Source organism: Cupriavidus sp. GW821-FHT07C08, assembly GCF_059419025.1.
Window position 1 is genome coordinate 1 of record NZ_JBWKQZ010000015.1, and the last position, 23,649, is coordinate 23,649.

Sequence of the window (23,649 nt, forward strand, 5' to 3'; positions counted from 1 at the left end):
AGTGAAACCGGCCTCGGCGAAACAGGAAGTCAGCTTTGTTCCTGCTTGAGCAGGAATGAGCAAGTCTGACGGAACGGTACGGGCGCGGTGCCGCTCGCATTGACGATCTGCACGCCTGCGCCGCTGGCCATGCCGCCCGTCCCGGCATTGACGATACCAAGGATGCCATTCGCGGCCGAGGCTACCGGCGTGCCTATGGCCCCGTCCAGTGTCATGCCAACAATCGCCGCGCCACTGCAGGTCAGCTGGATGGCGAAGGGCGTATTGCCGCCCGCGCCCTGGTTTGCGAGCGTTTTGGCGCTGATAGCAGGCAGGTTGACCACGGGGGGGTAGTTGGTGTTGCAGGCAATTTCCCGCGGTGTCACGTTGCCGCTGAAGCCGATGTAGTTGTTGACGCCACCCAGTCCCCCTGCCGTGCTGCCCTTGTAGACGCCGAAGCCGAAGCGAGTCTGGGTGGGATCAAGATTGCCCGAGGTGATCGGTCCGGTTTTCACGAATTCCACCGATACCGACACCGAATAGTTCAGGCTGGCGTCCAGGTAGCCAAGATTTGCGCTGCGGGTATCGCACCAGATGCCGGCAGCGTTCGTCATGGGCTGGCCCGACGCATTGCGCAGCCGGATGCCGATGCCGGCGACGCCGGTGGAGTAGACGCCGGGCATGACTTCAGTGCCGCTGCCGTAGTAGCAGGAGATGATCGGAGCGCCGGCCACCACGTACGGCGGCACGTAGGCACAGGTGCCGTTGAATGAGTAGTAATGCACCGTTCCGGGAATGGTGCTGCCAACGGCAAGGTTGGCGGCAACTGCCATGTTGCTGAGTGCCTGCAGATATGGCATCGCCGGCGTGGAAGTGCAGGCCGCTTGAGCGAAATGCGGGACCGTAAGAAGAGCAAGTACCGCCAGCCAGTGGCGCAGGGCGCTGATTAGTTGTTTTCCGTTCATGGCAGGGATCGCCGTGATGGCATGCGCAGCGTGCACAAACGGCCAGGTTGTGGGCCGGCCCTCCGGCTTTCCGGCATGCCGGTTGAAGTTACGCCTACTACGATAGGTTTGGCGCATTCCGGCAACCATAAGGCTTGCCTTAAACCTGGGTCAGAGATTTCATGTCACCGGAACGAAGGGCTGCCTAACTGCTCCTTGATCCACACCATGCCGCAAGGCGCTGTGATCCGGACCTCCGTTCGCTTTCGTCGAGCCATTGAGGAAAACGACAAGCGCATTGCCGCCGGTTGCTGGCTATAGTCTGCGAGGGGCTGCAGGCAGGCCATGCCGTCTGATGCGGGCAAGGCATGAATCGATTCTTGTCTGTCATGAATCGGGCACCTGCCGGCAAGGCACAGGCCCGACAAGGAGAAGTCATGGATACGTATGTCGACCTGCAGCGGGCCATCCTGAACAACATACCCGACCAGGCCTGGCTGAAGGACGCCGGCTCCCGCTACGTGCTGGTCAATGACGCCTTCATGGCCGCATGCGGGCGGTCCGAGGCCGAGATCCTGGGCAGCACGCCGGACAAGGTGTGGTCGGAGGAATGGGGGCGGGTCTACCTGGGCACCGACAAGGCCGTGGTGGCCAGCGGCATCCGCCGGCGCTATGAGGAATGCCGTCACGGCCAGGACGGCAGCCTGCGCTGGTTCGATACCATCAAGATGCCGATTCGGGGCCAGGACGGCGCGGTCGTCGGCACGGTTGGCATCTCGCGCGACATTACCGACCGCAAGCGCTCCGAGCAGGAGTTGCTGGATTCGCGCGCGCAGCTGCGTGAGCTGTCCGCCTACCTGCAGTCCGTGCGCGAGGCAGAGCGCACCCGGATCTCGCGCGAGTTGCACGATGAGCTGGGCCAGTCCCTGACGGCATTGCGCCTGGGCCTCAGCTTTATCGAAGCGCAGCAGGGCCCCGATGCCGACGACGCGTGCCGCAAGCATTTGCAGATGCTCAAGCAGATCGCGGATTCGACGGTGGACGCGGTGCAGCGCATCGCCGCAGACCTGCGCCCGCCGCTGCTGGATGAGCTGGGGCTGACCGCTGCGATCGAGTGGCTGGCCGAGTCTTTTTCCGAGCGCGACAGCATCGCCTGCGAGCTGGCGCTGCAGCCCGTCGGCGAGCTCAGCGCCGAACTCAGCACCGCGGTCTTTCGCATCGCGCAGGAAGCGCTGACCAATGCCTGCCGCCATGGCCGCGCCGATCGCGTGCGGGTGGAGCTGAGCGAGGCCGGTGGGACCTTGCGGCTGGTGGTTGCCGACAACGGCCGCGGCATCGATGCGTCCAGGGCCGGGCATCGCCGCAGCCTGGGATTGCTGGGGATGCGCGAGCGTGCGCTGATGCTGGGCGGCAAGCTGGCGGTAACCAGCGAGAAGGGCGGCGGCACCCGGGTCGAGGCGCAGATTCCCAATGCCGGCGCTGCCGGCAACGGAGGCGCAAGATGATCCGCCTGATGCTTGCCGACGACCACACCATCATCCGCGACGGGCTCAAGAAGATCTTCTCCACCGTGCCCGACATGCAGGTGGTGGCCGAAGCCGCCGACGGCTGCGAAGTGTTGGCGCTGCTGCGCGCGCAGGCGCCGGACGTGCTGCTGCTGGACATGTCGATGCCGGGGCGCAGCGGCATCCTGCTGATCCAGCAGATACGGGCCAGCCATCCGGCGCTGCCGATCCTGGTGCTGAGCATGTACCGCGAGTCGCAATATGCGGTGCAGGCTATCCGCGCCGGCGCGGCGGGCTACCTGACCAAGAATGTCGAGTCCGACCAGCTGCTCGGTGCCATCCGCAAGGTGGCGCGCGGCGGGACCGCGGTCTCGCCGGCGATTGCCGACAAGCTTGTCAGCCAGGCCCGGCAGCCCGAGGCCATGTTGCCGCATGCACGCCTGACGGCGCGTGAACTGCAGGTGTTCCAGATGCTGGCCGAGGGGCAGGGCATCAACGAGATCGCCGCGGCGCTGTCGCTTAGCGCCAAGACGGTGAGCACCCATAAGGCCAACATCCTCGGCAAGATGGATATCGCATCGACTGCCGGGCTGGTGCATTACTCCGCCACGGCCTGCTCGCCGAAGCCGGGGACGCCGCCTAGCCTGCCGCGAATCTGCTGCGGTGCGTCTAGGAAAATCCTTAGGTCGAATTCAGCCAATCCTGATGCAGTGATGCCGTCCCGGCACCTACGCTTCAGGTAACGAAGCCCTGACTTCGCCTGCATAACAAGACCTGAGGAGACAAACCATGCAGCTGGATCTGCTGGTCCGGGACGCCTGCGTTCGCGACGACGCGCCCCTGACCGATATCGCCATCCGCGACGGCCGCATCGCTGCCATCGAGCCCGGCATCGACGCGCCGGCGCATGAAGTGATCGAGGCCGGCGGCCGCGCGGTCATCCCGGGGCTGGTCGAAGCGCATCTGCACCTGGACAAGGCCCTGCTGCACCGCCGCCTGCCGGCGCGCTTCGGCACGCTGGACGAAGCCATCCGCGTCACCGGCATCCTGAAAAGCAAGCAGCAGCGCCAGGATGTGCTGGACCGCTCGCGCCAGGTGCTGGACATGGCGGTCAGGAACGGCACGGTGGCGATCCGCGCGCATCCCGATGTCGACCTGATCCAGGGGCTGATCGGGGTGGAGACGCTGCTTGAACTGAAGTCGGAGTACCACGATCTGCTCGACCTGCAGATCGTGGCCTTCCCGCAAGAGGGCATCCTGAAGTCGCAGGGCACCCGCGAGCTGATGACAGAGGCCATGGACATGGGCGCCGATGTGGTCGGCGGCTGCCCGTACAACGAGCTGAGCTGGGCCGACACCATGCGCCATATCGACATGGTCTTCGAACTGGCGCAACGCTATGACGCACCGGTCGACATGCATGCCGATTTTGCCGACGACACCGGCGATCAGCGCTTTGCCGCGGTGTCATATATCGCGCAGAAGACCATCGAAGCCGGTTACCAGGGGCGCGTGTCGCTGGGCCATGTCACGAGCCTGGGCGCGCTTGACGCGGGGCAGCTGCAGCCGCTGATCGAGCAGATCCGCGAGGCCGGCATCAGCATCGTCACGCTGCCCGCCACCGATCTCTATCTCGGCGGCCGCAAGGACGTCCAAAACCAGCGCCGCGGGCTGGCGCCCGTGAAGGCCCTGCACAGCGGCGGGGTCAACGTGGCGTATTCCTCGAACAATATCCGCAATGCCTTCACGCCGTTCGGCAAGGCCGACATGCTGCAGATCGGCAACATGCTGGCGCACGTGGCCCAGTTCGGCGTGCCCGAGCACCAGCTCGCGGTGCTCGACATGGGCACGCACAACGCCGCGCGCGCGATCGGCCTGCACGACACCTATGGCCTCAAGGTCGGGCGCCAGGCTGACCTGGTCGTGCTCGATACCTTCCAGGTGGCCGATGCGCTGATCGACATCCCGCCGCGGCTGTGGGTGGTCAAGCGCGGCAGGATCACCGTCGTCACGCAGCATCGCTGCGAGATCCATCGGCACCGGTGCTGCCCGCGCTGACAGCATTGCCCGTTCCCCGTCCATCAAGGAGTCGATCATGAGAAAGCTGCCTGCCGAAGTCGTGGCCTCATTGCTTGCCATCACCACCGTTCCCATCGCCGCGCATGCCTCGCACCTGCCGCCATGGGCCATCTTCATCAGCTGGGCCGCGACCTTTGCCATGGGCGGCCCCACGCCGGAGAACCTGAAGAAAATCTGGCCGACGCTGCCGGTGGGCTCGCTCTTTGCCTTTGTCATCGTGCTTTGCTTCCGCCAGGCAGCCGAGCAGTTCTCCGGCCCTGCGCTGATCGTGGCGGAGATGGTGATCCTGTTCACGCTCAACGCTTCGATGATGTACCTCGCACGCGTGTTCGTCGCGCTGCGCTTCATCCCCGGCATGTTCTTCGGCTTTGCCTCGTATTTTGCAACGCTGTTCGGCGGCTTCGGCCCGGTGCCGGGCGATCCCGTTGCCGCGCTCGGCGCGGTGATCGCGATGAATGCGCTCGGACCGGCCTATGCCTGGATCAAGCATCACTACGCCGCGCCGGAATCGGTTGCCGAACGCCCATGGCAGGGCTGGAAGACCGAGGCCTGAGCCAACGCGTCCTGCCGGGTTTGCATGCCAGGCGCAGCGTGACCCGGCGCCATCATCGAATCGTTATCGCGGCTGCGAGCGTGGGCCGGCCGCCGCGTATCCGGGGGGAAGTGGGTATGGAATTTCTGGGTGAAGTGGATCCTTGCGGCACCGGCACGTCGCGCCGGGCATTCCTGGCCGGGTCGGCCGCGCTGGCGGGCAGCACGGTATTGCCTGCCGTCGGGCAGGAACTGGCGCAGGAGCCGGCGCAATCCGGGCGTGCGGGGCTGGCGCATTCGTCCACGGGCATGGTCACGAGCCCGCATGGACTGGCCAGCCAGGCGGGGCTGGAGGTATTGAAGGCCGGGGGCAACGCGATCGAGGCGGCGATTGCCATCGGCGCGGTGCTGAGCGTGACATACCCGCACTTTACCGGGCTGGGGGGCGACGCCTTCCTGGTGGTCAGCGACCGCGGCGGCAATGTGCGCACGTTCTCCGGCATCGGCCAGGCCGCGTCCGAGACTTCGGGCTATGCCGGCACGATTCCGCTGCGGGGCCCGGCAGCGGCACTCACTGCCGCCGCCACCGTTGCGATCTGGGACCGCGCCTTTGCCTTCAGCCGGGACCAGTGGGGCGGCACGCAGTCGTGGTCGGCGTTGCTGGCGCGGGCCACCGAGTACGCCGCCAACGGATTCCCGGTCACGCCGTCGCAGTGCTTCTGGCAGGAGTTTCGCTCGGCGGAGCTGTCAGGCTGGGATGGCTTCGGACAGGTCTTCATGCCAGACGGGCGCATGCCCAGGCCCGGCGAAATGTTCCGCCAGCCTGAGCTGGCCCGCACCCTGGACCGGGTGGCGACACAGGGCGGGCGCGAATTCTATGAGGGCGACCTCGCAGGTCGCCTTGCCGCCGGGCTGGCCAAGGCCGGCTCGCCATTGCGCGAACGTGACCTGGCGCGATGCCAGGCGCGCGAAGAAGTGCCGCTGCGCGTCGCCTACCGCGACGGCGAACTGCTCGGCCTGCGTCCGCCCACGCAAGGCGTGACCACGCTGGAGATCATGGGCATCCTCGACCGGTTCGATCTGTCAGGTATCCCGGAAGGCAGCGCAGACTATTACCACCTGCTGGTCGAGGCCGTGAAGCTGGCGTTCCTGGACCGCAACCGCTACGTCGCCGATCCCGATTTTGTCGACGTGCCGCTGGACCGGCTGTTGTCGAAGTCCAATCTCGACGCCCACGCGCGCCGCATCCGCATGGACCGCGCCATGGCGTGGCCGCATGTGTTCAAGCTCGGCGACACGGTCTACATCGGCGCCGCCGACCGCGAGGGCCGCTGCGTGAGCATGCTGCAGACCGTCTATTTCGACTGGGGCAGCGGCCTTGTCGTCGGCGACACGGGGGTGCTCTGGCACAACCGCGGCGCATCGTTCAGCCTCGATCCCGCCAGCCCCAACGTGCTGCGCGGCGGCAAGCGGCCATTCCATACCCTCAACCCCGGCATCTACCTGAAGCAGGGCCGGCCGCACCTGCTGTACGGCACGCAAGGCGCCGACGGCCAGCCGCAGACACTGGCCGCGGTGCTGACACGGATGATCGACTACGGCATGGATCCGCTGACGGCACTGCGCCGCCCGCGCTTCCTGCTGGGCAAGACCTTCTCGGACAGCCGCGACAGCCTCAAGCTGGAACAGGATGCCGGCCTGCCGGTGTTCAGCGAGCTTGCCGCGCGCGGCCATCAGCTAAGCCCGATCCCTGCGCAAAGCCAGCTGGCCGGCCATCCGGGCGCGATCCGGATCGATGCCGGCGGGCAGCTCAGCGGCGCGCACGACCCGCGCAGCGATGGCCGGGCGCTGGGGGTATAACGCCCAGCGCCGGCGGCGCTTCCCGGTGACGCTGCGCTGTGCCGGAGCGTCATCCAAGAAAAAGCCCTCGGCCAGGGCGGACGAGGGCCACAAGTGGTAGCGGGCGAGTCGCAGTACGCCCGCATGCCATGATGGTGCCGCTACGCGATCCGGGCATCCCCAATTCTGGGGATGTTGCTTTCCACTGCGCGCTGCTGGCACCAACCATCAATGGAGCAAAGGGACGTGCAATTCCCTGAAATCGAACGCGTCAGATTTGTCATTGATGCCATGAATCGTCAGGACGGCATCGTGGGTCATCGCCAGCTGCAGGCCTGCGGCAATCGCGGCATCGCGGGACGGGTAGACCGGTCCCGGGTTATCGGGGTCGTATTCCAGGGCCCACTGCGCGTCTCGCGTGAGGAGGATCTCGATGGACTTGATTGGCATCGCCAACTCCGTTTCTTGTGGACGATGTGCGGTCGCGCGGGCGTGGAGAAAGGGCCTGGCAACGGGGAACCGGTGCCAGGCCAGCCCGCCTGTGGAGCACTGTGATGCTGATGCCGTGCGTGGCCCGGCTTGCAGCGATTCCAGCGTAGGCCAGGGTTGGGGGTATGACTGCAAACAACTGCAAAGGCGGCAATGCGGATGCCGTCCTGGAAAACAGATGGCGGGGGATCCGGCTGCCAAAAAGAAAAACCCGCGAAGCCTTGGGGCTATCGCGGGTTTCTAGACCTACAGGTACTGCATCGGACAGAATACTGGTGGAGCCGGCGGGAATCGAACCCGCGTCCGTAAGCCCTCCACAGAGAGTTCTACATACTTAGTTCTGTCATTTGATTTAACCGGCGCATCGCGGACGAACACGCTCTACGACGGCGAGTCACTAAATTTTCGTCCCCGGCTTCGTGACCCTTCCGGAGCTTATCTGACGTAAATGACCTCGCGTGGTCTTGCGACCCTAGCCCGTCAGCGAGCCAGTGCGAGGACGGCCGCAATTAAGCGGCCAGTGCGTAACGTTCGTCGTTAGCAGTTATTGCATTCCCATTGATTAACGAGGTGACGGGTCCTCGGTATGCCCTCCACTGCTTTGTAACCCACGTCGAAACCAGGTCGGCCCCAGTGAGGAAGCTGATTGTACCCGGTTGGACGCAAGCTGTCGCGGGGAGTTCCTGGCGCGGCCAGGATACCCCTGCGACACAATCAGGCGACCGCGGCGGGCACCAGCAGCGGGATCAGCTCGGCCGGGTGGCGGATCAGGTGGTCGGCGCCCCAGGTCTCGGGCGGCTCGCCGTCGCCGCAATAGCCGTAGGCGGCGGTGACGGTGATCATGCCGGCGGCCTTGCCGGCCTGAATGTCGCGCAGGTCATCGCCCACGTAGACGCAGTGGCGCGGGTCGACGCCGGCGCTTGCCGCGGCATGCAGCAGCGGGGCGGGGTGCGGCTTGGAGTGGGGCGTGGTGTCGCCGCTGACCACCGCGCTGGCGCGCGGGGCCAGGCCGATCGCGGCGATCAGCGGCACGGTGAAGCGTGCGATCTTGTTGGTGACGATGCCCCACGGGATGCCCGCTGCCTCGAGCGCGGCCAGCACTTGCGGCATGCCGTCGAACAGGCGCGTGTGCACCGCGATATCGGCCTCGTAGTAGTCCAGGAAGACATCGCGCAGCGCCGGGAACTCTGCATCCTCCGGGCGCAGGCCGAAGGCCGCACCCAGCAGTCCACGCGCGCCGTGCGAGGCGACGGGACGCAGTTTTTCGTAGGCCACCGGCGCCTGGCCGCGTTCGACGACCAGCCGGTTGGCGGCAGCCGCCAGGTCTGGCGCGGTATCTGCCAGCGTACCGTCCAGGTCGAAGAAGACCCCAGCGATGCCGGCCGTCATGCTGCCACCCGGCGGAACGCCATCATGTAGTTCACATCGGTGTCGCGGCCCAGCGCATATACCTGCGACAGCGGGTTGTAGGTCATGCCGCGCATTTCCACCAGGTCCAGCCTGGCTTGGCGGGCAAAGCGCGCCAGCTCGGACGGCGTGATGAACTTGTCGTAGTCGTGCGTGCCTCGCGGCAGCATGTTGAGCACATATTCCGCGCCGACGATGGCCAGCAGGTAGGCCTTCAGGTTGCGGTTGATGGTCGAGAAGAACACATAGCCGCCGGGCTTCACCAGCGTGGCACAGGCCTGCACGATCGACGCCGGATCAGGCACATGTTCCAGCATCTCCATGCAAGTCACCACATCCACGCTGGCCGGTTCACGCGCGGCCAGCGCTTCTGCGGCGATCTCCTCATAGGTCACGGCAACGCCGGACTCCAGGCTGTGCAGGTCCGCCACCTTCAGTGCCTTGGTCGAGAGATCGATGCCGCGCACCGTGGCGCCCAGGCGCGCCATGCTTTCGGACAGGATGCCGCCGCCGCAACCAACGTCGACCACGCGCTTGCCGGCCAGGCCGGCGATGCCGTCGATCCAGCCCAGGCGCAGCGGGTTCAGCTCATGCAGCGGCTTGAACTCGCTTTCCGGGTCCCACCAGCGGTGGGCCAGTTCGCTGAACTTGTCGATTTCCTTCGGATCGGCATTGCGGCGCGGCAGGTCCTGATTGGCGGCGTCGGCTGCGGAAAGGGTTTGCGATTGCAACGTCATCGTATGCGGGGCCGGCGCACTAGCCGCGCCGGCGGTGTGAAGGGAAGAGAAGAGGGGACAGTCCGGGCAACTGTACCAAAAAAAAAGCCCAGCTTGCGCTGGGCTTTTTTTCATCGGAGGGGATCCGATTAACGTGCGCTGCGGGTGCCGACCACTTCGACTTCCACGCGGCGGTTCGGCTGCTGGCAGGCGATCTGGGACTTGCGGTTGCCCTTGCACGACTTCGGATCGACCTTCAGCTGGCGCTTGCCCTTGCCTTCGGTGTAGACACGGTTGGCTTCAACGCCCTTGCTCACCAGGTAAGCCTTGACCGATTCAGCACGACGGATCGACAGGCGATCGTTGTACTTGTCCGAACCGAACGAGTCGGTGTGGCCAACGGCGATGATGACTTCCAGGGTGATGCCTTGCAGCTTCGAGACCAGGTCGTCCAGCTTGGCCTTGCCTTCCGGCTTCAGGACAGCCTTGTCGAAGTCGAACAGGGTGTCAGCAGCGAAAGTGACCTTCTCGCTCGAGACGACCGGCGGGGCCACCGGAGCCGGTGCCGGTGCCGCTACGGCCGGGGCCAGGGCGCCGTCGCACAGCGCGTTGGCCGTGGCCGGGGTCCAGGAGCTGTCGCGCCAGCAGAGCTCGTTCGTGCCATTCTTCCACACGTACTCGCTCGTACCGTTGCCCCAGTTGTCGTTCACTGCCTTCTTTTCATAAGGGACGGACTGAGCTTGAGCGGATGCAGCCATTACTGCGGTAGCTGCAACGAGCGCGAGCTTGGCAAATTTTTTCATATTTCTCCTCTCAGGATGAGATCACCGCAGGGTTACTGCGAGCAAATGGACGAAAACAAGTCATACATTCTTCGGAGTATAACATTCTCGATGTGGTGGATGCTCCACTTCGAACAATGTCTGGCTCTTCGCTGGGGAATTGTGCCACAAGGGTCGTTTCCTAAGAAGTAAATATATTCGATTCGCCGCATGGGTTTTGGGCCTGTGGTGTTTGTGCAACACGGGTCTTGTGTCGCCCGCAAAGCCTTGTGGCATCAGGGATTCCGGGTTTCAGTCAGGGCCTCGGGAGGTGTGCGCAAGGGCTGTCCGGAGAGCGGGAGGCGGGGGGTGGCGGCATGTTAGAATGGCACGTTGCCCAGCCGTCAGGCGCCCACTGTGCCGCGCGCTAAAGGGCCTGTCATTCGCTTAAACCTGCCGCATAAACCACGCCGCAATGGATCCATTCGCAAAAGAAACCCTTCCGGTCTCCCTCGAAGAGGAAATGCGCCGCTCCTATCTTGATTACGCCATGAGCGTGATCGTGGGCCGGGCGCTTCCTGATGTGCGGGACGGCCTGAAACCGGTGCACCGGCGCGTGCTGTTTGCGATGCACGAGCTCAACAACGACTGGAACCGGGCCTACAAGAAGTCGGCCCGTATCGTCGGTGATGTGATCGGTAAGTATCACCCGCACGGCGATACCGCAGTCTACGACACCATCGTCCGCATGGCGCAGAATTTCTCGCTGCGCTACATGCTGGTCGACGGCCAGGGCAATTTCGGTTCGGTCGACGGCGATAACGCCGCGGCCATGCGATATACCGAAATCCGCCTGGCGAAAATCGCCCACGAGATGCTGTTCGACATCGACAAGGAAACCGTCGATTTCGACAGCAACTACGACGGCTCTGAAAAAGAGCCTTCGATTCTGCCGGCGCGTATTCCCAATCTGCTAATCAACGGTTCGTCCGGTATTGCGGTGGGCATGGCCACCAATATCCCGCCGCATAACCTGAATGAAATCGTTGACGGCTGCCTGCACCTGTTGCGCAACCCGCAGGCCACGGTGGATGAACTGATTGAATTGATTCCGGCGCCGGATTTTCCGACCGCCGGGATTATCTATGGCATCCAGGGCGTTCGCGAAGGCTACCGCACCGGCCGCGGCCGCGTGGTGATGCGGGCCAAGACGCACTTCGAGGACATCGACCGTGGCCAGCGCCAGGCCATCATCGTCGACGAGCTGCCCTACCAGGTCAACAAGCGCACCTTGCTTGAGCGCATCGCCGAACTGGTCACTGAAAAGAAGGTCGAGGGCATCTCTGACATCCGCGACGAGTCGGACAAGTCCGGCATGCGCGTGGTGATCGAACTCAAGCGCAACGAGGTGCCTGAGGTTGTCCTCAACAACCTATATAAGAACACCCAGCTGCAGGACACCTTCGGCATGAACATGGTGGCGCTGGTCGATCGCCAGCCGCGCCTGCTGAACCTGCGCCAGATGCTGGAGTACTTTCTGGCGCACCGCCGCGAAGTCGTCACCCGCCGCACCGTGTTCGAGCTGCGCAAGGCGCGCGAGCGCGGCCATGTGCTGGAAGGCCTGGCCGTGGCGCTGGCGAACATCGACGAATTCATTGCCATCATCAAGGCCGCACCGACTCCGCCGATCGCCAAGCAGGAACTGATGGCGAAGGCATGGGATTCGGCCCTGGTCCGCGACATGCTTGCACGCGCCGAAGGCGAGACGCCGGGCGGGCGCGCCTCCTATCGTCCGGACGGGCTGCCGCCCGTGTTCGGCATGCAGGCGGACGGTCTGTACCGGCTTTCCGATGGCCAGGCGCAGGAAATCCTGCAAATGCGCCTGCAACGCCTCACCGGGCTGGAACAGGACAAGATCGTCCAGGAATATCGCGACATCATGGCGGTAATTGCCGACCTGCTGGATATCCTGGCGCGTCCGGAGCGTATTACTACCATCATCGTCGACGAACTCACCGCGATCCGCGCCGAATTTGGCGATGAGCGCCGTTCGCAGATCGAGTTGAACGCGACCGAACTGGACACCGAAGACCTGATCACCCCGCAGGATATGGTGGTCACGCTGTCGCACAGCGGCTATATGAAGAGCCAGCCGATCTCCGAGTACCGCGCGCAAAAGCGTGGCGGACGCGGCAAGCAGGCGGCAGCGACCAAGGAAGACGACTGGATCGACACGCTGTTCGTGGCCAATACCCACGACTACATCCTGTGCTTCTCCAACCGCGGCCGGCTCTACTGGCTGAAGGTGTACGAGGTGCCGCAGGGTTCGCGCAACTCGCGCGGGCGCCCGATCGTCAACATGTTCCCGCTGTCCGAGGGCGAGAAGATCAATGTGATCCTGCCGGTCAAGCAGTTTGACGCCGAGCACTTTATCTTCATGGCCACCGCCCGCGGCACGGTCAAGAAGACCGCGCTGACGGAGTTCTCCAACCCGCGCAAGGCCGGCATCATCGCGGTCGACCTGGACGAGGGCGACTACCTGATCGGCGCGGCCGTGACCGATGGCCAGCACGATGTGATGCTGTTCTCCGACGCCGGCAAGGCGGTGCGCTTCGACGAGAACGACGTGCGTCCGATGGGCCGCCAGGCGCGCGGCGTGCGTGGCATGAACCTTGAAGACGGCCAGACCGTGATCGCCATGCTGGTGGCGCCGGCCGAGACCGCCGAAGAGGCTGAGGCGGGCGTGCGCGGCAGCGTGCTGACCGCGACCGAGAACGGCTACGGCAAGCGTACCCCCATTGCTGAGTACACTCGACACGGCCGCGGCACCAAGGGCATGATTGCGATCCAGACGAGCGAGCGCAATGGCCGTGTGGTGGCGGCAGCACTGGTTTCGCCCGAGGACGAGATCATGCTGATCACCACCGGTGGCGTACTGATCCGTACCCGCGTGGCCGAAATCCGCGAAATGGGCCGCGCCACGCAGGGTGTCACGCTGATCAACGTTGACGAAGGCACCAAGTTGTCCGGGCTGCAGCGCATCGTCGAAAGTGATGCCGACAACGGCGCCGGTGGCGAAGAGGCTGAAGATGCCGACGGCGCAGAAGGTGCTGCCGGGGCCGACGCGGACGCCAATCCGTAAGACAAATCGTAAATTGTTGCAACAATAGGACGCCAGCCGGAACTCGCCTCGCGGCTGTCCGGACTAAAACGGACGTATTTACCAGGGAGTCACAATGCTCAAAACCTATCGACGTATCGCAATTCTGGCTGCTTTCGTTCCGACCTTCATGATGGCGCAGCATGCCCATGCGCAGGATGCGGAAAAGACAGCAGCCATCAAGGAACTGCTTTCCGTCATGCAGGCAGACCAGGCCGTCAAGGGCCAGGCCGAAAACTGGCAGCAAGGCGCCAAGCAGGAAGCTCCGTTGGTGCTGGAACAAGTGCTGGTCGAGAACAAGACCCTGAACGACAAGCAGAAGCAGGCCGCTGTCGAAAAGCTGAAGAAGAACGGCGCGGTCCAGCGCATGGTTGATGGCGCCGGTTCGGCGTTCAGCACCGATGGCTTCCGCAAGGACGCGATCCAGGCGCACTACGATGCCTTTGGCAAGTACTACTCGACGGCGGAACTCAAGGACCTGACCACCTTCCTGAAGTCGCCGACCGGCCAGAAGTTCATGGCCAACCAGGGCAAGGCGACCCAGGAGATCTGGGGCTCGATGATGCAGAAGTACGGCCCGCAGGTCGGCAAGTCGATGCGCGACGCCGCCGAGAAGGAAATCACCGCCGCCTCGAAGTGATGCTGGCGTGATTCGCGACTGAATCAGACCGCCGCCCGCCTGCAGCCTTGCAGGCCGGTGCGGCACCGGGGCCAGGCCCCGGGTGCCCAACGGGGCGCGGGTTTTGAGGGATAATGGCTGCTTGGGTAACACCGGCAGCCATTTTTCCATTCTCCGTCTCATGAACGATCCCCAGAATCCCGCTCTTGCCGGCATGATGCAGCGTGCATTGGCCGAACGTGTCTACAACTTCTCCCCAGGCCCGGCGGCGCTACCCGCCGAAGTGCTGCAACAGGCTGCCGAGGAGATGCTGTCATGGCACGGGACCGGGGTTTCGGTGATGGAGATGAGCCACCGCAGCCGCGAATTCGAAAGCATCCATAACGAAGCGATCGCTGACCTGCGCGAGCTGCTGCACATTCCCGCCAATTTCAAGGTGCTGTTCCTGCAAGGCGGCGCCATCGGCGAAAACGCCATCGTGCCGCTGAATCTGATGCGGCTGCGCAGCGCCGAGCAGCCCAAGGCCGATTTCGTCGTTACCGGCACCTGGTCGGTCAAGACCGAGCAGGAAGCCCGCCGCTATGGCGCGGTCAATATCGCGGCCACCAGCGAGGCGCAGAAATTCCACCGCATCCCCGACGTCGCGGACTGGAAGCTGTCGGACGATGCCGGCTACGTGCACCTGTGCACCAACGAGACCATCGTCGGCGTGGAGTTCCAGGACATTCCCGATATCGGCCAGGTCAAGGGCGACCGCATCGTGGTGGCGGACGCATCCAGCCATATCCTGTCGCGCCCGATCGATTGGTCGCGCGTGCAGGTGGTCTACGGCGGCGCGCAGAAGAATATCGGCCCGGCCGGCGTCACCATCGTGATCGTGCGCGACGACCTGATCGGCCATGCCCACCCGCTGTGCCCGTCGGCATTCAACTGGCGCCTGGTGGCCGAGCACAACTCGATGTACAACACGCCGCCGACCTATGCGATCTATATCGCCGGCCTGGTCTTCAAATGGCTCAAGCGCCAGGGCGGCGTGCCCGCGATCGAGCAGCGCAATATCGCCAAGGCGTCGGCGCTGTACAACTACCTGGACCAGAGCGATTTCTATCGCAACGAGATCCATCCGAGCTGCCGCTCGCGCATGAACGTGCCGTTCTTCCTGGGCGACGAATCGCGCAATGAGGCGTTCCTGCAGCAGGCGCGGGCCAACGGCCTGGTGCAGCTCAAGGGACACAAGACCGTGGGCGGCATGCGCGCCAGCATCTATAACGCGATGTCGCTGGAAGGCGTGATGGCGCTGGTCGATTTCATGCGCGAGTTCGAGCGTACGTCCGCCTGACGCGCATTCCCGCTGGCTGCCCGCGCACGTCAGGCACAGTGCGCCGGCAGGCAGCGGTCAGTTTTTCTCCGGCCGCCGCGCCCCGGCGGCCCACCGGATTCATACAAAATGACAAGCCAAGACCGCACCCCCGCGCGCGAGGAGACGCCGCCCAACGAGCAGCAGAACGACAGCCACCTGAGCGAAGCCGAGCGCAAGCTGTCGGTCGAGCTGAGCCCGCTGCGCGAGCAGATCGACACCGTTGACCGCGAACTGCTGGCGATGCTGAACCGCCGCGCCAAACTGGCGCTCGAGGTCGGCGAGGTCAAGAAGAAGTACGGCGCGCCGGTGTTCCGCCCGGAGCGCGAGCTGCAGGTGATCCGCAAGGTGCAGGGCGCCAACCCCGGCCCGCTGCTGGGTGAAAGCGTGGCGGCGATCTGGCGCGAGGTGATGTCCGCCTGCCGCGGGCTGGAAAAGCCGCTGGAAGTGGCTTTCCTCGGCCCCGCCGGCACGTTCTCCGAGCAGGCGCTGTATGCGCACTTCGGCCATGAGGTGTCGGGCGTGCCCTGCCCGAGCATCGACGAGGTGTTCCGTGCCGTCGAGGCTGGCACGGTCGAGTACGGCGTGGTGCCGGTCGAGAATTCCACCGAAGGCGCGGTGTCGCGCACGCTCGACCTGTTCCTGCAGACTTCGCTGAAGATCAGCGGCGAGATTGCGCTCAAGGTGCACCACAACCTGATGGCATCCACGCCCGACATGCAGGGCGTCACGGTGGTGCGCGCGCATGCGCAGGCACTGGCGCAGTGCCAGCACTGGCTGACCGCCAACTACCCGCACCTGGAGCGCCAGGCAGTGTCCAGCAATGCCGAGGCCGCGCGCATGGCCAGCGAAGACCCGACCGTGGCCGCGATTGCCGGCGAGTCCGCCGCCAACCGCTATCACCTGCATATCGTGCGCACGCACATCCAGGACGATCCGCACAACCGCACGCGCTTTGCCGTGATCGGCCGCTATGAGACCGAGCCGTCGGGCAGCGACCAGACCTCGATGATCCTGTCGGTGCCCAACAAGGCGGGCGCGGTGTACCAGTTGCTGGCGCCGCTGGCGGAGAACGGCGTGTCGATGTGCCGCTTCGAGTCGCGCCCGGCGCGCAGCGGCGCGTGGGAGTACTACTTCTACGTCGACGTGGAAGGGCACCAGCATGAGCCGGCAGTGGCGCGCGCCATCGAAGAGCTGCGCCGCAATGCGGCCTACCTGAAGGTGCTGGGCTCGTATCCGTCGAGCAAGTAAGGCAGCCAGGCAAGAACAAGGAGACGAGATGGCAGAGCAGGGTAAGCAAGGCGGCACCGTGTTCGGACCCGGCTATGTGCGGGCGATTTCGCCGTACGTGGCCGGCAAGCCGATTTCGGAGGTCGCGCGCGAGTTCGGCCTGGACGAGGCCGGCATCGTCAAGCTCGCCTCCAATGAGAATCCGCTCGGCATGCCCGAGTCGGCCCGCCGCGCGGTGGCCGATGCGGTGGCTGAACTCGGCCGCTATCCGGATTCCAACGGCTTTGCACTGAAGGGCGCGCTGTCGGCGCGCTTCGGCGTGCCCGCCGACTGGCTGACGCTGGGCAACGGCAGCAACGACATCCTGGAGCTGGCCGCGCATGCGCTGGTGGAGCCGGGCCAGTCGATCGTCTATGCCGAGTACTCGTTCGCGGTCTACGCGCTGGCCACGCAGGAGATCGGCGCACGCGCCATCGAAGTGCCCGCGCGCGACTACGGCCATGACCTGGAGGCGATGGCCGCGGCGATCGCGCCGGATACGCGCCTGGTCTTTATCGCCAACCCGAACAACCCGACCGGCACCTTCGTGCCGGCCGCGCAGATCGAAGCCTTCCTGCAGCGGGTACCGGCCAGCGTGGTGGTGGTGCTGGATGAGGCGTACAACGAATACCTGGATGCCGACCAGCAATACGATTCGCTCGCCTGGGTGCGCCGCTACCCGAACCTGATGGTGTCGCGCACGTTCTCCAAGGCCTATGGCCTGGCGGGCCTGCGCATCGGCTACGCGGTGGCGCAACCGGAGCTTTCGGACCTGCTGAACCGCATCCGCCAGCCGTTCAACGTCAACAGCGTGGCGCAGGCGGCGGCCATCGCCGCGCTGGGCGATGCCGATTTCCTGCGCCGCAGCGCCGAGCTGAACCGTGCCGGCAAGCGCCAGCTGACCGATGCCTTCAACCGGCTTGGGCTGGACTACGTGCCGTCGTCCGGCAACTTCGTGATGGTGCGCGTGGGCGATGACGACGACGCCGGCGCGCGCGTCAACCTGGCGTTGCTGAAGCAGGGCGTGATCGTGCGGCCGGTGGGCAACTACAACCTGCCGCGCTGGCTGCGCGTCACCATCGGCCTGGCCGAGGAGAACGCGGCCTTCATCGCGGCGCTGGAGCGGGCGCTGGCGTGAGCCCGGCTACAATCGCGGCGTTTTGCAGCGTGTAGCGGCAGGCAAGCAGCCCGCCGCTTTGCCAATCATCGATTTACCTCGGCCTGGTCCGAGCCACTGCCCCTAGCGGCCTGAGATTGTGAGTGCATTGCATTTTTCCCGTGTTGTCATTGTCGGTGTCGGCCTAATCGGCGGCTCGCTCGCGCTGGCGCTCAAGCGCGCTGGCGTGGTGGGCACGGTGGTCGGGGTGGGGCGCTCGCCGGCGTCGCTGCAGAAGGCGCTGGATCTTGGGGTGATCGACGAGGCCGCGACGCTGGCGGATGCCGCGCGCGGCGCCAGCGTGATCGTGCTGTGTGCCCCGGTGGCGCAGAACTTTGCGCTGCTGCACGCGCTGGAGCCGCACCTGCAGCCGGGCACCATCGTCACCGATGCCGGCAGCACCAAGTCTGACGTGATCATGGCGGCCAAGACGGCGCTGGGCGACAAGGTCGCGCAGTTCGTGCCGGCACACCCGATCGCCGGGCGCGAGCTCAACGGCGTGGAGGCGGCGCTGCCGGACCTGTACGTTGGCAAGAAGACCGTGCTGTGCCCGCTGCAGGAAAATTCGCGCGCCGATGTTGCCGCGGTGCGCGCCATGTGGGAAAGCGCCGGGGCAGAATGCCATGTGATGTCGGCGGTGCAGCACGACGCGGTGTTTGCCGCGGTCAGCCACCTGCCGCACGTGCTGTCCTACGCGCTGGTGGAGCAGGTCGCCAATGCGGAAGATGCGGCGCTGAAGCTGGGCTTCGCCGGCGGCGGCTTCCGCGATTTCACGCGCATCGCGGCCTCGTCGCCGGAGATGTGGCGCGATATCTGCGTGGCCAACCGCGACGCGCTGCTGCGTGAGCTGAATACCTACCAGTCGGTGCTGGCGCACCTGAAGGCGCAGATCGAGAAGGGCGACGGCGACGCGCTCGAACGCATCTTCGCGCGCGCCAGCAAGACCCGGCTGGCCTGGGGCGCAGAGCGTGCCGCGGGCAACCATACCGAACCCTGAACCAATCGCCTGACCGCGGCGCCCCGGCGCCCACGAGAACCATGGAACACCTGACGCTAGGCCCCCTGACCCGCGCCAACGGCACCGTCCGGCTGCCGGGCTCGAAGAGCATCTCCAACCGCGTGCTGCTGCTGGCCGCACTGGCCACGGGCGAGACCCGCGTGCGCGATCTGCTCGATTCCGACGACACCCGCGTGATGCTGCAGGCGTTGCGCACGCTCGGCGTGGCGTGGCGGCAGGAAGGCGACGACTACATTGTCACCGGCGCCGGCGGCAATTTCCCGAACAAGTCGGCCGAGCTCTTCATGGGCAATGCCGGCACCGCGATCCGCCCGCTGACCGCCGCGCTGGCGCTGCAGGGCGGAAGCTACAAGCTGTCGGGCGTGCCGCGCATGCATGAGCGGCCGATCGGCGACCTGGTCGACGGCCTGCGCCAGGTGGGCGCTGTGATCGGCTACCTGGGCAATGAAGGCTTTCCTCCGCTGCATATCCAGCCGGCCGGCATTCGCATCGATGCGCCGATCCGCGTGCGCGGCGATGTGTCGAGCCAGTTCCTGACCGCGCTGCTGATGAGCCTGCCGATGGCGCAATCCGACAGCGGCCGCATCGAGATCGAGGTGGTGGGCGAGCTGATCTCCAAGCCGTATATCGAGATCACGCTGAATCTGCTGGCGCGCTTCGGCATCGGGGTCGAGCGCCAGGGCTGGGAACGCTTCGTGCTGCCGGCGGGCGCGGCTTACCGCTCGCCGGGCGAAATCTTTGTCGAGGGCGATGCGTCGTCCGCTTCCTATTTCCTGGCGGCCGGTGCCATCGGCGGCGGCCCGGTCCGGGTGGAAGGCGTGGGCATGGCCAGCATCCAGGGTGATGTGCGCTTCGCCGAGGCGCTCAACCGCATGGGCGCCAATGTGATGGCCGGCGACAACTGGATCGAAGTGCGCGGCACGGAACGCGACGACGGGCGCCTGCACGGCATCGAACTGGACTGCAACCATATCCCCGATGCGGCGATGACGCTGGCGGTGGCGGCGCTGTTTGCCGAAGGCACGACCACGCTGACCAATATCGCCAGCTGGCGCGTCAAGGAGACGGACCGTATCGCGGCGATGGCGACGGAACTGCGCAAGCTCGGCGCAGTCGTGGAAGAAGGGGCGGACTACCTGCGTGTGACGCCGCCGCAGCCCTGGCAGACTCCGGCCGAAGGCATTGGCACCTATGATGACCATCGCATGGCGATGTGCTTCTCGCTGGCGGCCTTCGGGCCGCTGCCGGTGCGGATCAATGATCCGGGCTGTGTGGCGAAGACGTTCCCGGATTACTTCAGCGTGTTTGCGGGCGTGACCGGCTAAGCGCTGGCCAGGTTGGCGTGGTCGCGGGCAGCCCCGGCCTGGCGGCGCTCGCGCTTCTCCCAGTAGCGGTCGAAGAAGTAGTGGGCCACGGTATTGACGGCCGGTTCGATGAAGGTGATGGCGCCGCTGATGGCGAGGCTGCCGGTCAGCGCATACGTCACGCTGAACGCGATGCCAAGGTGCATGATGCCGAACGTCAGGGTTTTTGCCATGGTAGATTGCCTCGCGACTGGACGGAAAGGGCACCATGCCGCGGCTGCGGCGAAGTGCCATGAATCAAATGATAATGATTCTCAATTGAATTCACAATCAATCGTTTCTCTTGGTTTTATAAATAATGACTATCGTCAACGTCATCGCCATTGACGGGCCGACTGCCTCGGGCAAGGGTACTGTCGCGCACAAGGTCGCGGATGCCGTGGGCTTTCACCTGCTCGACAGCGGCGCCCTGTACCGGCTCGTGGCGCTGGCCAGCGACCGCGCCGGGATTGACCTGGCGGACGTGGACGCCCTTGCAAAGATCGCTTCCCGCCTCGATGTGAAGTTCGGCCCTGACCGCGTCTGGCTGCAAGGCGAGGAAGTCAGCTTGGCAATCCGCGCCGAGGCGATCGGCAACCGGGCCTCGGCCATTGCCGTGCACCAGCCGGTGCGCGACGCGCTGACCCAGCTGCAGCGCAGCTTCCGCAAGCTGCCGGGGCTGGTGGCGGACGGCCGCGACATGGGCACCGTGATCTTCCCGGATGCGCCGCTCAAGGTGTTCCTGACCGCAAGTGTTGAGGCGCGCGCTCGCAGGCGCTATAAACAATTGATTGATAAGGGAATTTCTGCTAATATTGAAGACCTTTTGCGTGACCTTGAAGCGCGCGATGTACGGGATCGCACCCGCACCGCCGCGCCGCTTCGTCCCGCCGAGGATGCAAAGCTGCTGGATACCTCCGATATGACGGTGGACCAGGCAGTGGCGCAGGTGCTGGAGTGGTTTGCCGCTGTGCGGCCCGGTGCATGAGATGCATGCGGGCGCATCAGTAGAAGCGGCGTACCCCGACGGCACCAGATGGCGCCAGCCCGGGCAAGACTTGTGGCTGGCTTGTGTCAAACCTGACCCCGCTGCCCTGGCAGACTGAGCGCGATAGTCGCGCCGGCCAGCGTATTGCGGATTTCACCTTACGTTTATGTCCGACCTGCAAACTAACGAATCCTTTGCCGCACTGTTCGAGGAATCCGTCGCCCGCTCCAATATGAAGGCTGGCGAAGTGATCTCCGCTGAAGTCGTGCGCATCGACCACAATTTCGTGGTCGTCAATGCCGGCCTCAAGTCCGAGGCATTCGTGCCGGTGGAGGAGTTCCTGAACGACCAGGGCGAACTCGAAGTGCAGGCCGGCGACTACGTCTCCGTGGCCATCGATGCGCTCGAGAACGGCTATGGCGACACCATCCTCTCCCGCGACAAGGCCAAGCGCCTGGCATCGTGGCTGAACCTCGAGAAGGCGCTGGAAGACGGCGAAATCATCTCGGGTACCGTGACCGGCAAGGTCAAGGGCGGCCTGACGGTGATGGTCAACGGCATCCGTGCGTTCCTGCCGGGTTCGCTGGTTGACGTGCGCCCGATCAAGGACACCACCCCGTACGAAGGCAAGACCCTGGAATTCAAGGTCATCAAGCTGGATCGCAAGCGCAACAACGTGGTGCTGTCGCGCCGCGCCGTGGTCGAAGCGACCCTGGGCGAAGAGCGCCAGAAGCTGATGGAAACCCTGAAGGAAGGCGCCATCGTCAACGGTATCGTCAAGAACATCACCGACTACGGCGCGTTCGTGGACCTGGGTGGCATTGACGGCCTGCTGCACATCACCGACCTGGCCTGGCGCCGTGTCCGCCACCCGAGCGAAGTGCTGTCGGTTGGCCAGGAAATCACCGCCAAGATCCTCAAGTTCGACCAGGAAAAGAACCGCGTCTCGCTCGGCGTGAAGCAGTTGGGCGAAGATCCGTGGGTCGGCATCTCGCGCCGCTACCCGCAAGGCACCCGCCTGTTCGGCAAGGTGACCAACCTGACCGACTACGGCGCGTTCGTCGAGATCGAAGCCGGCATCGAAGGCCTGGTGCACGTGTCGGAAATGGACTGGACCAACAAGAACGTTGCGCCGTCCAAGGTTGTCCAGCTGGGCGACGAAGTCGAAGTCATGGTGCTGGATATCGACGAAGACAAGCGTCGTATCAGCCTGGGCATGAAGCAGTGCAAGGCCAATCCGTGGGACGATTTCTCGCGTAACCACAAGAAGGGCGACAAGCTGGCCGGCCAGATCAAGTCGATCACCGACTTCGGCGTGTTCATCGGCCTGCCGGGCGGCATCGACGGCCTGGTGCACCTGTCCGACCTGTCGTGGCAAGAGACTGGCGAAGAAGCCGTGCGCAAGTACAAGAAGGGCGACGAAGTCGAAGCCGTGGTCCTGGGCATCGACGTCGACAAGGAACGCATCTCGCTGGGCATCAAGCAGCTGTCGGGCGATCCGTTCAACAACTTCATCTCGGCCAACGACAAGGGCTCGCTGGTTCAGGGCACCATCAAGGCCGTTGACGCCAAGGGCGCCGTGGTCCAGCTGGCTGACGATGTGGAAGGCTACCTGCGTGCATCGGAAATCTCCGCTGACCGCGTGGAAGACGCCCGCAACGTGCTGAAGGAAGGCGAGCAGATCACCGCCCTGGTGGTGAACGTCGACCGCAAGTCGCGCAACATCAACCTGTCGATCAAGGCCAAGGACAGCGCAGAGCAGCAAGAAGCGATGCAAAAGTTCCAGGCTGACACCGGCACGGCTGGCACGACCAACCTCGGCGCGCTGCTGAAGGCCAAGCTCGGCCAGGACAACCAGTAATCGCAGGCCCCCGCGCTTGCGCGTATGCCCATGACCAAGTCGGAGCTCGTCGAAAAACTGGCTGCCCGCTTCCCCCAGCTGTTGCTGCGGGACGCGGACATCTCGGTCAAAACGATACTCGACGCGATGTCCGAGGCGCTGGCCGACGGCCATCGCATCGAGATCCGCGGATTCGGCAGTTTTGGTCTGAACAAGCGTCCGCCTCGCGTGGGGCGCAATCCCAAGTCCGGCGAGCGTGTGCTGGTGCCCGAGAAACGGGTGCCGCACTTCAAGGCGGGCAAGGAATTGCGCGAACGGGTTGACCGTAGCCAGCCGGTGCCTGCGGGCGTCAATGGCAACGGCCATTCCGGCGGCGCGGTGCAAGCCGCGCCGGGCAAGGCTGGCCAGGGTGCGGCTCCCGCCGCACCGGCGGGATTGCATGAGAGCGGGCTGAATTTTGTCCGCTCCTGATTGCCCGGGCTTTGCCTGCTGCTGTGTTGTTGATAAGAAAGCGCCCCGTTGGGGCGCTTTTTTTCGTTTGATGCTTCTGAGATGACGCCATGCCAGGTGCTGCATCGTGCGCAAGTCGATGCCAGGAGTCGATCGCCGCAGCGGGTTCGCACCCCGTTACCGCCACGTTACCGAATCC

The 23,649-nt window shown here is 64.9% G+C and carries 21 protein-coding genes and 1 other RNA gene; 15 read left to right on the plus strand and 7 right to left on the minus strand.

Annotation, left to right across the window (positions count from 1 at the left end; translation table 11 throughout):
• Nucleotides 1–29 precede the first annotated feature (29 nt).
• The gene (locus AC07UK_RS19150; RefSeq protein WP_494686250.1) at nt 30–1,073 is read right to left on the minus strand and encodes a fimbrial protein; all 1,044 of its coding nucleotides are present in this window, start codon (nt 1,071–1,073) and stop codon (nt 30–32) included.
• Nucleotides 1,074–1,360: 287 nt separating this feature from the next.
• On the opposite strand from AC07UK_RS19150, the gene AC07UK_RS19155 reads away from it, so the two are divergent.
• From AC07UK_RS19155 to AC07UK_RS19175, 5 genes are all read left to right on the plus strand, one after another.
• On the plus strand, nt 1,361–2,428 hold the full coding sequence (locus AC07UK_RS19155) for a sensor histidine kinase (protein WP_494686249.1): 1,068 nt from the start codon (nt 1,361–1,363) through the stop codon (nt 2,426–2,428).
• Entirely contained in the window at nt 2,425–3,171 is a 747-nt protein-coding gene (locus AC07UK_RS19160) for a response regulator (protein WP_494686248.1), read from the plus strand. The genes AC07UK_RS19155 and AC07UK_RS19160 overlap by 4 nt, the downstream gene beginning before the upstream one ends.
• Before the next feature lie 46 nt (nt 3,172–3,217).
• Nucleotides 3,218–4,486, plus strand: coding sequence for an amidohydrolase family protein (locus AC07UK_RS19165; RefSeq protein ID WP_436221030.1), 1,269 nt, complete (start codon nt 3,218–3,220; stop codon nt 4,484–4,486).
• A 37-nt stretch (nt 4,487–4,523) separates the two neighbouring features.
• On the plus strand, nt 4,524–5,060 hold the full coding sequence (locus AC07UK_RS19170; protein ID WP_494686247.1) for a DUF1097 domain-containing protein: 537 nt from the start codon (nt 4,524–4,526) through the stop codon (nt 5,058–5,060).
• A gap of 116 nt (nt 5,061–5,176) precedes the next feature.
• Nucleotides 5,177–6,898 carry a gamma-glutamyltransferase family protein gene (locus tag AC07UK_RS19175; RefSeq protein WP_494686246.1) on the plus strand — a complete coding sequence of 574 codons (1,722 nt, stop codon included), beginning with the start codon at nt 5,177–5,179 and terminating at the stop codon, nt 6,896–6,898.
• Nucleotides 6,899–7,105: 207 nt separating this feature from the next.
• Here the strand turns inward: AC07UK_RS19175 and AC07UK_RS19180 are convergent, their stop codons facing one another.
• The 5 genes from AC07UK_RS19180 to ompA all read right to left on the minus strand — a co-directional run bounded on the left by AC07UK_RS19180 (nt 7,106) and on the right by ompA (nt 10,292).
• Nucleotides 7,106–7,327 carry a DUF2188 domain-containing protein gene (locus AC07UK_RS19180; protein WP_436221033.1) on the minus strand — a complete coding sequence of 74 codons (222 nt, stop codon included), beginning with the start codon at nt 7,325–7,327 and terminating at the stop codon, nt 7,106–7,108.
• A 312-nt stretch (nt 7,328–7,639) separates the two neighbouring features.
• Nucleotides 7,640–7,998: a transfer-messenger RNA gene (ssrA, locus tag AC07UK_RS19185) on the minus strand.
• A gap of 82 nt (nt 7,999–8,080) precedes the next feature.
• A complete protein-coding gene (gene gph / locus AC07UK_RS19190) occupies nt 8,081–8,755 on the minus strand; it encodes a phosphoglycolate phosphatase (RefSeq protein WP_436221034.1) in 675 nt (224 codons plus the stop codon).
• The gene (gene ubiG / locus AC07UK_RS19195; RefSeq protein WP_114132336.1) at nt 8,752–9,510 is read right to left on the minus strand and encodes a bifunctional 2-polyprenyl-6-hydroxyphenol methylase/3-demethylubiquinol 3-O-methyltransferase UbiG; all 759 of its coding nucleotides are present in this window, start codon (nt 9,508–9,510) and stop codon (nt 8,752–8,754) included. The genes gph and ubiG overlap by 4 nt, the downstream gene beginning before the upstream one ends.
• 128 nt (nt 9,511–9,638) lie before the next feature.
• The gene (ompA, locus tag AC07UK_RS19200; RefSeq protein WP_012352078.1) at nt 9,639–10,292 is read right to left on the minus strand and encodes an outer membrane protein OmpA; all 654 of its coding nucleotides are present in this window, start codon (nt 10,290–10,292) and stop codon (nt 9,639–9,641) included.
• A gap of 433 nt (nt 10,293–10,725) precedes the next feature.
• Between ompA and gyrA the strand changes: the two genes are divergently transcribed.
• The 7 genes from gyrA (at nt 10,726) to aroA (ending at nt 20,154) form a co-directional block, all read left to right on the plus strand.
• Nucleotides 10,726–13,392, plus strand: a complete 2,667-nt coding sequence (gene gyrA, locus AC07UK_RS19205) for a DNA gyrase subunit A (RefSeq protein WP_436221035.1) — start codon at nt 10,726–10,728, stop codon at nt 13,390–13,392.
• Between the two features lie 94 nt (nt 13,393–13,486).
• The gene (locus AC07UK_RS19210) at nt 13,487–14,050 is read left to right on the plus strand and encodes a DUF2059 domain-containing protein (RefSeq protein ID WP_114132322.1); all 564 of its coding nucleotides are present in this window, start codon (nt 13,487–13,489) and stop codon (nt 14,048–14,050) included.
• Between the two features lie 160 nt (nt 14,051–14,210).
• Complete coding sequence (gene serC / locus AC07UK_RS19215) at nt 14,211–15,368, plus strand: 3-phosphoserine/phosphohydroxythreonine transaminase (RefSeq protein WP_436221036.1); 1,158 nt, start codon at nt 14,211–14,213, stop codon at nt 15,366–15,368.
• 108 nt (nt 15,369–15,476) lie between these two features.
• Nucleotides 15,477–16,637 carry a prephenate dehydratase gene (gene pheA / locus AC07UK_RS19220; protein ID WP_010812960.1) on the plus strand — a complete coding sequence of 387 codons (1,161 nt, stop codon included), beginning with the start codon at nt 15,477–15,479 and terminating at the stop codon, nt 16,635–16,637.
• 28 nt (nt 16,638–16,665) lie between these two features.
• A complete protein-coding gene (hisC, locus tag AC07UK_RS19225) occupies nt 16,666–17,793 on the plus strand; it encodes a histidinol-phosphate transaminase (protein ID WP_494686245.1) in 1,128 nt (375 codons plus the stop codon).
• Nucleotides 17,794–17,911: 118 nt separating this feature from the next.
• Nucleotides 17,912–18,808, plus strand: a complete 897-nt coding sequence (locus tag AC07UK_RS19230; protein WP_494686244.1) for a prephenate dehydrogenase — start codon at nt 17,912–17,914, stop codon at nt 18,806–18,808.
• A gap of 41 nt (nt 18,809–18,849) precedes the next feature.
• Entirely contained in the window at nt 18,850–20,154 is a 1,305-nt protein-coding gene (gene aroA, locus AC07UK_RS19235) for a 3-phosphoshikimate 1-carboxyvinyltransferase (protein WP_494686243.1), read from the plus strand.
• Here aroA and AC07UK_RS19240 read toward each other — a convergent pair.
• On the minus strand, nt 20,151–20,366 hold the full coding sequence (locus AC07UK_RS19240) for a DUF2061 domain-containing protein (RefSeq protein WP_013955847.1): 216 nt from the start codon (nt 20,364–20,366) through the stop codon (nt 20,151–20,153). The genes aroA and AC07UK_RS19240 overlap by 4 nt on opposite strands.
• Nucleotides 20,367–20,491: 125 nt before the next feature.
• On the opposite strand from AC07UK_RS19240, the gene cmk reads away from it, so the two are divergent.
• The 3 genes from cmk to AC07UK_RS19255 all read left to right on the plus strand — a co-directional run bounded on the left by cmk (nt 20,492) and on the right by AC07UK_RS19255 (nt 23,471).
• Nucleotides 20,492–21,160 carry a (d)CMP kinase gene (gene cmk / locus AC07UK_RS19245; RefSeq protein ID WP_013955848.1) on the plus strand — a complete coding sequence of 223 codons (669 nt, stop codon included), beginning with the start codon at nt 20,492–20,494 and terminating at the stop codon, nt 21,158–21,160.
• A gap of 166 nt (nt 21,161–21,326) precedes the next feature.
• Nucleotides 21,327–23,021, plus strand: a complete 1,695-nt coding sequence (gene rpsA, locus AC07UK_RS19250) for a 30S ribosomal protein S1 (RefSeq protein ID WP_010812954.1) — start codon at nt 21,327–21,329, stop codon at nt 23,019–23,021.
• A gap of 30 nt (nt 23,022–23,051) precedes the next feature.
• Nucleotides 23,052–23,471, plus strand: a complete 420-nt coding sequence (locus tag AC07UK_RS19255) for an integration host factor subunit beta (RefSeq protein ID WP_436221040.1) — start codon at nt 23,052–23,054, stop codon at nt 23,469–23,471.
• Nucleotides 23,472–23,649 lie beyond the last annotated feature (178 nt).

Bases quoted from the DNA above. Each gene is read 5' to 3' on its own strand.
- AC07UK_RS19150 (WP_494686250.1), bottom strand. From the start codon at position 1,073: ATGGTTGCCGGAATGCGCCAAACCTATCGTAGTAGGCGTAACTTCAAC.
- AC07UK_RS19155 (WP_494686249.1), top strand. From the start codon at position 1,361: ATGGATACGTATGTCGACCTGCAGCGGGCCATCCTGAACAACATACCC.
- AC07UK_RS19160 (WP_494686248.1), top strand. From the start codon at position 2,425: ATGATCCGCCTGATGCTTGCCGACGACCACACCATCATCCGCGACGGG.
- AC07UK_RS19165 (WP_436221030.1), top strand. From the start codon at position 3,218: ATGCAGCTGGATCTGCTGGTCCGGGACGCCTGCGTTCGCGACGACGCG.
- AC07UK_RS19170 (WP_494686247.1), top strand. From the start codon at position 4,524: ATGAGAAAGCTGCCTGCCGAAGTCGTGGCCTCATTGCTTGCCATCACC.
- AC07UK_RS19175 (WP_494686246.1), top strand. From the start codon at position 5,177: ATGGAATTTCTGGGTGAAGTGGATCCTTGCGGCACCGGCACGTCGCGC.
- AC07UK_RS19180 (WP_436221033.1), bottom strand. From the start codon at position 7,327: ATGCCAATCAAGTCCATCGAGATCCTCCTCACGCGAGACGCGCAGTGG.
- gph (WP_436221034.1), bottom strand. From the start codon at position 8,755: ATGACGGCCGGCATCGCTGGGGTCTTCTTCGACCTGGACGGTACGCTG.
- ubiG (WP_114132336.1), bottom strand. From the start codon at position 9,510: ATGACGTTGCAATCGCAAACCCTTTCCGCAGCCGACGCCGCCAATCAG.
- ompA (WP_012352078.1), bottom strand. From the start codon at position 10,292: ATGAAAAAATTTGCCAAGCTCGCGCTCGTTGCAGCTACCGCAGTAATG.
- gyrA (WP_436221035.1), top strand. From the start codon at position 10,726: ATGGATCCATTCGCAAAAGAAACCCTTCCGGTCTCCCTCGAAGAGGAA.
- AC07UK_RS19210 (WP_114132322.1), top strand. From the start codon at position 13,487: ATGCTCAAAACCTATCGACGTATCGCAATTCTGGCTGCTTTCGTTCCG.
- serC (WP_436221036.1), top strand. From the start codon at position 14,211: ATGAACGATCCCCAGAATCCCGCTCTTGCCGGCATGATGCAGCGTGCA.
- pheA (WP_010812960.1), top strand. From the start codon at position 15,477: ATGACAAGCCAAGACCGCACCCCCGCGCGCGAGGAGACGCCGCCCAAC.
- hisC (WP_494686245.1), top strand. From the start codon at position 16,666: ATGGCAGAGCAGGGTAAGCAAGGCGGCACCGTGTTCGGACCCGGCTAT.
- aroA (WP_494686243.1), top strand. From the start codon at position 18,850: ATGGAACACCTGACGCTAGGCCCCCTGACCCGCGCCAACGGCACCGTC.
- AC07UK_RS19240 (WP_013955847.1), bottom strand. From the start codon at position 20,366: ATGGCAAAAACCCTGACGTTCGGCATCATGCACCTTGGCATCGCGTTC.
- cmk (WP_013955848.1), top strand. From the start codon at position 20,492: ATGACTATCGTCAACGTCATCGCCATTGACGGGCCGACTGCCTCGGGC.
- rpsA (WP_010812954.1), top strand. From the start codon at position 21,327: ATGTCCGACCTGCAAACTAACGAATCCTTTGCCGCACTGTTCGAGGAA.
- AC07UK_RS19255 (WP_436221040.1), top strand. From the start codon at position 23,052: ATGACCAAGTCGGAGCTCGTCGAAAAACTGGCTGCCCGCTTCCCCCAG.